Origin of the sequence: Blautia sp. DFI.1.216 (assembly GCF_020594215.1) — a bacterium.
In the GTDB taxonomy this organism is placed as follows: domain Bacteria; phylum Bacillota; class Clostridia; order Lachnospirales; family Lachnospiraceae; genus Blautia_A; species Blautia_A wexlerae.
Genome location: NZ_JAJDML010000087.1, coordinates 1 through 7,863 on the forward strand (window position 1 = coordinate 1; position 7,863 = coordinate 7,863).

The 7,863-nt window shown below is 42.7% G+C and carries 4 protein-coding genes and 1 tRNA gene; 3 read left to right on the forward strand and 2 right to left on the reverse strand.

Features of this window, described 5'->3' with window-relative positions; all coding sequences use genetic code 11:
• Positions 1 to 182: 182 nt before the first annotated feature.
• Together LJE11_RS18155 and glgB are read right to left on the reverse strand one after the other, a co-directional pair.
• Positions 183 to 255: transfer RNA gene (locus LJE11_RS18155), tRNA-Thr, on the reverse strand.
• A 60-nt stretch (positions 256 to 315) separates the two neighbouring features.
• Positions 316 to 2,580 carry a 1,4-alpha-glucan branching enzyme gene (gene glgB, locus LJE11_RS18160; protein WP_120062074.1) on the reverse strand — a complete coding sequence of 755 codons (2,265 nt, stop codon included), beginning with the start codon at positions 2,578 to 2,580 and terminating at the stop codon, positions 316 to 318.
• A 253-nt stretch (positions 2,581 to 2,833) separates the two neighbouring features.
• On the opposite strand from glgB, the gene LJE11_RS18165 reads away from it, so the two are divergent.
• The 3 genes from LJE11_RS18165 to LJE11_RS18175 all read left to right on the forward strand — a co-directional run.
• Positions 2,834 to 3,808, forward strand: coding sequence for a carbohydrate kinase family protein (locus tag LJE11_RS18165; RefSeq protein WP_025577613.1), 975 nt, complete (start codon positions 2,834 to 2,836; stop codon positions 3,806 to 3,808).
• A 148-nt stretch (positions 3,809 to 3,956) separates the two neighbouring features.
• Positions 3,957 to 4,985 (forward strand): helix-turn-helix domain-containing protein, encoded by a 1,029-nt coding sequence (locus LJE11_RS18170; protein WP_120062073.1) that lies wholly within the window; start codon positions 3,957 to 3,959, stop codon positions 4,983 to 4,985.
• 105 nt (positions 4,986 to 5,090) lie between these two features.
• On the forward strand, positions 5,091 to 7,863 hold a 2,773-nt coding region (locus LJE11_RS18175; RefSeq protein WP_227296348.1), incomplete at its 3' end, for a hypothetical protein.

Genomic DNA, 7,863 nt, shown 5'->3' on the forward strand with positions numbered 1-7,863 from the left:
TTCCACACCATAACTGGATACCGTCTGCATTTTCTTCTCCTCTGAACTGTTTTTTTATTTTGTGCTATGAACAAATTGTACCATAGATATCTTATTCTGTAAACATACGTTCTTTTTTTAACAAAAAAATTGCGCGTCTAACTCATCACTGAAGTAACGAGAATGCGACGCGCGGTCATTCAAGCTGAAAATGAGACTCGAACTCACGACCCCTTCATTACGAGTGAAGTGCTCTACCGACTGAGCTATTTCAGCTTATGCTGTAATCTGTCAGAAATTGATAATTCTGACAGCCACAGCATTTAGTTTATAATATTATTTCTTCTCTGTCAAGTCCTTTTTGACCGGTATTTCAGATACTGTTTTCGTCACCGGTTTCACTGCAGTTTTTACAGCTGCTTTTGTTTTCCCGGCAGCCTTGCGTACAGTTCTTGTCTTGGTGATGGATTTCTTAATCTGGCTGTGCTCAGCAGCAGGCTTTTTCTCTGTTTCTTCCGGAGTGCAGGTAAAGACTGCCACCCCAAGTGCCGGAAGCTTTACTGTGATGGAGTACTCTCTCTCATCACACTCAGCCTTCTTCGCTGCTTTAACTCTCGTATTTACTACACCATTACCACCGTACTTTTTATCATCGCTGTTAAAGATTTCTTTATATTTGCCGGCAAAAGGAACTCCCACATTGTAGTTTTCATATGGGATTGCCGCGAAATTGCAGACAGCCAGAATAGTTTCTTCCGGTTTCTCTGTCTTTCTCATGAATGCGATCACATTCTCCTCATACTTCATCAGCTGAACCCATTCAAATCCATCATATTCATCATCCAGCTGATAAAGAGCAGGATGAACAAGATACATATTATTGAGATCTTTGACAAATACTTCCAGTTCCTTTGGCATATCTTTATCCGGTGCCATCATCTTGCATCCCGGATGAAGCATCATATAAACATAAGCCTCTCTGATCTGCGCATTCTTCTGTTCTTCACTTCCCGGCAGCTTATCCGCGAAATCCTTCAATGTACCAACATCCCTGCTGCCAAGGGTCAGAATATAATGTTCACAGTATGCATAGAGCATGGACATGGTCAGCTGATCATGGTAATTCTTTCTCTCAATAGGATCCTTGCTCAGATATTCAAGCAGATCTTTTGTCCATCCGCCACTCCATTTATAGTCAAATCCCAGATGGTCATTTCCCACACTGTCTGTCAGTTCCGGCCAGAGTCCGTTCTCCTGAGCAACTAAAAGCAATCCGGGATTTCTCTCCTTTATCACAGAATTCAGATGCTTCAGGAATTCCAGAGCATCCAGGTTTTCATTGGTTCCGTAAATGTTAGGTGTCCACTCTCCCGGATTTCTGCCATAGTCCAGATACAACATGGCATCCACATCATCCATGCGCAGACCGTCAGCATGGTAGACCTCAGCCCAGAAGCAGGCATTGGAGATCAGGAAATCTTTCACCATAGGGCTTCCGTAATTATAGAGCAATGTTCCCCAGAACGGATGAATGGCCTCTGCCGGATTCTGTCTCTCATAAAGAGGTGTTCCGTCAAATTTCTCCAGACCGGAGGCATAACGCGGGAACTGTGCAGGTGTCCAGTCCAAAATCACACCGACCCCCGCCTGATGCAGCTCATCTACCAGCTTCTGAAAATCCGTCACGCTTCCAAATCTGGAAGTAGGTGCATAATATGCATATGTAGAATAACCACCTGTAATATCATCCAGATATTCCATCACAGGATGGAGTTCCACATGGGTAAAATCTTCCTCTGCCAGAAATTCCACCAGTTCCTCAGCGGATTTCCATTCCTCCAGAGATGTTTCATATATAGAAACCGGCTGTTTCCTGTCATCAAATCTGTGACGCTCTTTCATCCAGTCTCCGTCATTCCACTGAAAAGCACTTACATCTGCTACAACAGATGCTCCCTCAGGATCATGGTCTGCACTGTTCCCATAAGGATCAGCCTTTAACAGAACTTCGCCGCCTTTGACTTTAATTTCATATTTATAGTGTGTTCCTGCCTCTACCCCGGGTACAAACAGTTCAAAGATACCGGACATAGGCATACGATGCATAATAGTTGCACGTCCGATCCATCCATTAAAATCACCTGCAATATTTACACTCACTGCGTTCGGAGCCCAGACAGCAAAAAGAGTACCTTTCACTCCTTTAATCTCCACAGGGTGTGCGCCCAGCTTCTTATATGCCTCATAATAAACACCTGCGCAGAAAGACTTCTCCTCTTCCTCTGTGATCTGGCATGGAAAAGCATAGGGATCATAACATTCTGTCTCTGTCTCTCCCATTTTTATAAGGAATCTGTATTCCGGCACCTTGCGTACAGGAAGCAATACTGCAAAATATCCGGCCTCGTCCTCTTTCTCGCAGACATAGGTTTTCTTTCCGCTGATCACACTGACTTCTTCTGCATCAGGAAAAAATCCCTGAATAAGAACTCCGTCCTGTGTGATCCTTGGTCCCATCACATCTCTGGGAGCAGTTTCCTCTCCATACACAATAGCTTCAATCCTCGGCCAGTCCATATAGCCGTATACTTTTTCGTCCATAGCTGCGTTACCTCCCCGATTGTCAGAAATACGATGATCGGTTACCCTTACCGGCAGCGTATTTATGGTACATTAAACGTCACCTGTAAACAATAACAAATCAAGTTATGTTTATTTTAGCATCTTTGCACAAAAAAATAAAGAAAATTGTTTGACAAATTCCCTTTCCTGCGCTAAATTTATGTTATTAACTATGGAAAGAATCTTGTTCCGGATACCATGCTTCTTTCCATCACAACAAGGAGGATACAAAATGGGAAACAAAGCCTTTGACGTAACCGCATTAGGCGAATTATTGATTGACTTTACTGAAAACGGTAACAGCGCACAGGGAAATCCGATGCTGGAAGCCAATCCGGGCGGTGCTCCATGCAACGTGCTTGCAATGCTTGAAAAGCTTGGCAAAAAAACTGCATTCATCGGCAAAGTCGGAAACGACATGTTCGGAACCCAGCTTAAGAATGCCGTAGAGGAAGTAGGGATCGACACCCGCAACCTTGTAATCGACAACGAGGTACACACAACACTTGCCTTTGTACATACTTATCCTGACGGAGACAGAGATTTCTCCTTCTACCGTAACCCGGGTGCAGATATGATGCTCACCAAAGACGAAATCCAGGAAGACCTGATCAGAGATTCCAGAATCTTCCACTTCGGAACACTTTCTTCCACTCACGAGGGAGTACGCGAGGCAACCCGCTATGCCATCGACGTTGCTAAAGAAGCCGGATGTATCGTCAGCTTCGACCCGAACCTTCGCCCGCCATTATGGAAATCTCTGGATGACGCAAAGGCAGAGATCGAATACGGTCTTGGCAAATGCGATATTCTGAAAATCTCAGATAACGAAGTTGAATTCCTGTTCGGAACTACAGACTATGACAAAGGCGCCGCACTTCTGAAAGAGAAATACAACATTCCGCTTATCCTTATCACACTTGGAAAAGACGGAAGCCGCGCTTACTACAAAGACATGAAAGTAGAGGCTGCTCCTTTCCTTCAGGAAAAGACTATCGAGACAACAGGTGCAGGCGATACCTTCTGCGCAAGTTCCCTAAACTATGTTCTGGAACATGGTCTGGACAACCTGACAGAAGAGAACTTAAAAGAACTGCTCACATTCGCAAATGCGGCAGCTTCTCTGATCACCACACGCAAGGGTGCTCTTCGCGTTATGTCCACCAAAGAAGAGGTTCTTGACTTTATGAAATCAAGAGGATGTTAATTTATATATTTCCTTAACGGACAATAATGAAGCCCGCTGCACTGCCAGACAGGGCTTCCTTTTAATTTTCACATTTACACCGGGCTGTTTACGCTGATACCGGTTCCGGTTTGTTACTATTATAATATAATAAGGATGTGTTTTTACAATGAATTCATCAGATAATTTTCAGGATTCTGCTCTTTCCCGTCTTATGCCTTTGATGAACAGTTCTTTTACTCCCGGACAGGCACAGGCTACTGTGGATAATTTTCAGGATTTGGAACAACGGCAGATTGCACAGGCTGAATTATATTATTTCTCGGGACGTGCAGAAGAATGCAGAAATATTGCGGAACTTTACCTCCAGGACAAAGATCTCTGTCTGCGCCTGTCCGCAGCACTTTTATATTCTTTTTCCAATCTTACTCTGGGCAATCCATCTGCTTCCAGAATGGGATTCAGAAATATTCAGGAATGTCTTCTTCTCGCAAAAGACAGTTCTGCACCAAAAGGAATCATGGCTTCCTGTGTTTTTGCCAACTATCTGGCCATGGTACTGATGCATCTTCCCACAGACGGACTTCCTCCTCTTCAGGATTTTCTGCCATCTTTACCCTCAGGGCTTCGCGCTTATGCTGTTTATGTCCTCGCTCATAACGCTTATCTTCACAAAGAATATAAACGGGCACTGGGATTATGCCAGTCTGTCTTTCTGATGCTTGACGGCTGTTATCCTGTTGCCATGGAATATCTCTACTGCGTGATCATTATGTGTCTGATCAACCTGAAACAGCAGGATGAGGCCAGAAAAGCTCTGATAAAAGCATGGAACATGGCAAAACCGGATGGATTTCTGGAACCGTTTATCGAACATCATGGATTGATGCTTGGACAGATTGAAGCCTGTATCAAACCTGCAGAACCCGAGAGTTACAGACAGCTTTCCCAGGCAGTTATTGCCTTCAGTCGTGGTTGGATGGCTATTCATAATCCACAGCTTCAGTCCTCTGTTACAGATAAACTGACGCCTATGGAATACTCCATAGCCATGCTCGCAAGCAAAGGCTGGACCAATCAGGAAATCGCAAAACAACTGTCTCTGTCACCCAATACGATCAAACATTATCTTTCCCGCATTTTCCATCTGTTGGATATAGAAAAACGTGAAGAATTGAAACCATTTGTAAATAAATAATAGCAAAAAGGCACTTTTTTGCCTTCTAACGGGCATTATATAATTTCATTCCATGATGTATAATATCCCTATAAACATATATTTTATAACAGGGAGGCGATCTTTATGAGAAAGAAATTATTAGCCGGGGTTATGGCACTTGCACTGTGTTCCACAAACATGCCCCTCCAGACTATATTTGCAGGGGAATTTACTTCCGGGAATCTGGAAGAGGTATCCGAAGAAACTCCTGAAATCTTTTCCGATGATAATCAGGAAGTAATAGAAGAAACAGAAGAAGAATTATCTGTGTTCAGTTCGGAGAACGTACCCGACTTTAGCAGTGAAGCAAATGTTATGTCGGCTACTGCAGACGGAACGGAACCTATAAAAGAGATTAATATAAACGATACGAACAGTAGCAATCTCTATGATAAGAACGAGCACAAATGGAAAATAACCTCTGCTGGTTCGTACAAATTTAACGGTACTGGAGCTACTACCAGTATTCCCATCATAATTGAGAGTATTACTTCAGGAACAGTTAATATTTATCTGAATAATGTAAACATTGAGACAGCTTCTGGGCCAGCATTGCAAATCACATCTACTGTCCAAGCTCAAGTCTGCATATATTTAGAAAACGAAAATAACCTTATAACAACGAACGTGAATTCCGCAGGCTTACAGAAAGACAATATAGCTAACCTTACAATAGATAATTCTTCAGGCACTCCAGGAATATTAACTGCCCAAAATTCTGCTCCGTATGCTTGCGGGGCTGGCATTGGCGGTGGCGTAAATGGCTCTTGCAGTAACATTACCATTAGTGGTGGTTCTATAAATGCCAGTTCTTCTGGCGGCGCCGGCATTGGCGGCGGCGGCATTGGCGGCGGCATGGGCGTAAATGGCTCTTGCAGTAACATTACCATTAATGGTGGTTCTGTAAATGCCAGTTCTTCTGGCGGCGCCGGCATTGGCAGTGGTCTTGGCTCTGGCCCTGAAATGGTCAGCAGCTCTTGTAGTAACATTACCATTAGTGATGGTTCTGTAAATGCCAGTTCTTATTACGGTGCCGGCATTGGCAGTGGCGATGCCACTAATCGCACCGGCTCTTGTAGCAATATTACCATTAGTGGCGGTTCTGTAAATGCCAGTTCTTCTCGTGGCGCTGGCATTGGCAGCGGCTTTTGCGACATGGGCAATAGAGGCCTTTGCAGTAACATTACCATTAGTGGCGGTTCTGTAAATGCAAAAATTGATTGCATTCCTCACCAGAATTTGGATAGCTCTGGTAACTACGACCCCAACAGTCCTAATGTATATCTCTGCACCATTCCTAATGAAGGAAACGATCCAATAACTATAGACAATACTCATTGGAGTCCATATAGTCATATAGCTGTTGACTCTAGTGAAAAAAAGCTGTATGCATGGCTGACTGGCGAAGATCATATTGTAACTGTTGGAACAGAACGAAGAAGTTATATTTTTAATTCAAACTCAAATGAATTTAATAACACCAAACGTACTGTTACCAGTGCGATTTTTGAATTTAACGGTTCTGAGTTTATTTATGATGGAAACACACACTCTCCTAACATCACTACGAAGAACAACATTAAAGGCGTAGGAGACTTCACTGTAAAATATTTCAAAGAAAATGATCCAACAACCGAGATAACCGAGCCTAAAGATGTTGGGACTTATATTGTAAAGATTGATGTAAACAAAGGCGATTTTTACAATGCATCTTCTGGTTATTTAACAAACGATGACTGGAAATTTGATATTAAACCGGGTACACTTACCCCTACAATCACTAACTACACAGGTGAATATGATGGAAAGTCTCATCCAATTATCAAAATTGACAAAGACACAATTCCCAAAAACAGTACTATTGAATACAGTGTTGATAACGGACAAACATGGACAACTTTGAATCCTAACAATGATATTCCTACTGTAAGTACGGTAAAAAAAGCAGAAAATACCAAAATTTGTATACGGATCTCCAATTCCAATTATACTACCTGGACTTCACAAGAATATAAAGCAATCATCAGTCGAGCAACCCAAACACCAAATTATCCATCACCATCAAATACCCAAATATCCGTTCCGTGGTCCTGTAAGAAAGTAAATGAGATTGCTCCTAGTCCTCTTCCTGCAAACTGGGAATGGCAAGGTTCAGATAAAACTAAAGATCTGAATGTCGGAGACAATACCGCTACCGCAATTTACACCGGTGAAGATAAAGGAAATTATGTAAGTGAAACTGTTACTTACACAATTATCAGAAGTAAATGCGAACACAAACATACCGCAGAACGTTACTACTCCTCTCCATCCTGTACTTCCAGCGGATACAGTGGAGATACCTACTGCACAGACTGTAATGAAACACTTTCCTATGGTTATACGATTTCCGCATACGGCCATGACTATGACAACGGTGTTATCACTACAGAACCAACTGCAGAAACTGACGGAATCATAACTTACACCTGTAAGCGGTGCAAACATCAGAATACAAAAAACCTCGGAAAACTTGGTGACGGTGAACCTTATATTGAGGGAAGTTTCCAGAGGAAAGGCTGGGATGCTGTCAACGATCTGATCAAGACTTCCAAAGAAAAAGATACCATTTCCATTACTCTGAACGGTTCCAGGACACTTCCTGCTTCTGTTTTATCCGGGATAAAAGGCAAAGATATTTCCCTGAATCTTGATATGGAGAATGGTTTCATCTGGGAAATCAACGGTACTTCCATTACATCAGAAACACCTGCGGATATAGATCTTTCTGTTACAAACACAGCAGAATATATCCCGGAAGCATTATACAGCCTGATCTCCACAAACCAGAATGATTTCGGTTTCCATCTTGGAAGAA